The 1,816-nt window shown below is 66.1% G+C and carries 2 protein-coding genes; both read right to left on the bottom strand.

The genetic code is table 11. The features are described from left to right. Positions 1-951, bottom strand: a 951-nt coding sequence (locus AC27VN_RS40410) for a branched-chain amino acid ABC transporter permease (protein WP_490880354.1), incomplete at its 3' end; no start/stop codon positions are given. An 11-nt stretch (positions 952-962) separates the two neighbouring features. Further along, the gene (locus AC27VN_RS40415) at positions 963-1,814 is read right to left on the bottom strand and encodes a branched-chain amino acid ABC transporter permease (protein ID WP_490880355.1); all 852 of its coding nucleotides are present in this window, start codon (positions 1,812-1,814) and stop codon (positions 963-965) included. Positions 1,815-1,816: the final 2 nt, after the last annotated feature.

Here is a 1,816-nt window from a genome sequence, read left to right on the forward strand (position 1 = left end):
CTCGCCCATGATCCCCTTGCGGAAGGCGAGCACGCAGATCACGAAGATCAGGCCCGTGACCATGGTCACCGACTCGCCCAGCGTGTTGAACCAGTCGATGGTGGTGATGCGCGCGAGCAGGTTGCCCAGTTCGCCGATCTTGTTCTCCAGCAGCACGACCACCGCCGAGCCCACCAGCGGGCCCGACAAGGTGCCCAGGCCGCCCAACAGCGTCATCAGGATCACCTGGCCGGAAGCGGTCCAGTGCACGTCCGACAGGGTCGCGAAGCCCAGCACCAGCGTCTTGAGCGAACCCGCCAGGCCCGACAGCGCCGCCGAGATCACGAAGGCCAGCAGCTTGAAGCGCGCCACGTCGTAGCCCAGCGACAGCGCGCGCGGCTCGTTCTCCTTGATGCCCTTGAGCACCTGCCCGAACGGCGAGTGGATGGTGCGCACGATCAGCAGGAAGGCGGCCGCCACGATCGCCAGCGCGACGTAGTACATCGTCAGGTCGTTGCTCAGGTCGAGCAGGCCGAACAGCTTGCCGCGCGGCACGCCCTGCAGGCCGTCCTCGCCGCCCGTGAACCTCGCCTGCAGCGCGACGAAGAACATCATCTGCGCCAGCGCCAGGGTGATCATCGCGAAGTAGATGCCCTGGCGGCGGATGGCCAGCACGCCGAACAGCCAGCCCAGCAGCGCGCCCACCAGCGTGCCCGCGATCAGGCCCAGCTCGGGCGTGAGGCCCCAGACCTTGATCGCATGGCCGGCCACGTAGGCCGAGCCGCCGAGGAAGGCCGCATGGCCGAAAGACAGGAGCCCGGTGAAGCCCAACAGCAGGTTGAAGGCCGAGGCAAACAGCGCGAAGCACAGGAGCTTCATCACGAACACCGGGTAGGCGCCGAAGAACGGCGCCAGCACCAGCGCGACGAGCAGCAGGCCGTAGAAGACGGTGGAGATCTTTTTCATGTTCATGCCGCCTGCTCTCACTTCTCTTTGCCGAACAGGCCGGCAGGACGCACCAGCAGCACGATGACCATGATCACGAACACGACGGTGGACGAGGCCTCGGGATAGAAGACCTTGGTGAAGCCCTCGATCACGCCCAGCCCCAGCCCGGTGAGGATGGCGCCCATGATCGAGCCCATGCCGCCGATCACGACGACGGCGAACACCACGATGATCAGGTTCTGGCCCATCAGCGGCGAGACCTGGATCACCGGCGCGGCCAGCACGCCCGCGAAGGCGGCAAGGCCGGCACCGAAGGCATAGGTCAGCGTGATCATCAGCGGCACGTTGACGCCGAAGGCCTCGACCAGCCGCGGGTTCTCGGTGCCCGCGCGCAGGTAGGCGCCGATGCGGGTCTTCTCGATCACGAACCAAGTGGCGATGCACACGACCAGCGAGGCCACGACCACCCAGGCGCGGTAGTTGGGCAGCACCATGAAGCCCAGGTCGGTGGCGCTCGACAGCGCCTCGGGCGCGTCGTAGGCCAGGCCCGAGACGCCGTAGATGGAGCGGAACACGCCCTCGATGAGCAGCGTGAGGCCCAGCGTGAGCAGCAGGCCGTAGAGGTGGTCGAGCTTGTAGATCCAGCGCAGCAGCAGCCGCTCGATCACTACGCCAAAGAGGCCGATGACGATGGGTGCCGCGATCAGCATCACCCAGTAGTTGATGCCGAAATATTCCATCGCCATCCAGGTGAGCACCGCGCCGAGCATGAACAGCGCGCCGTGCGCGAAGTTGATGACGTTGAGCAGGCCGAAGATGACGGCCAGCCCGAGGCTCAGGATGGCATAGAAGGAGCCGTTGACCAGCCCCAGGAGGAGCTGGCTCAACA

Source organism: Variovorax sp. 20P10.2.4, from assembly GCF_058244205.1.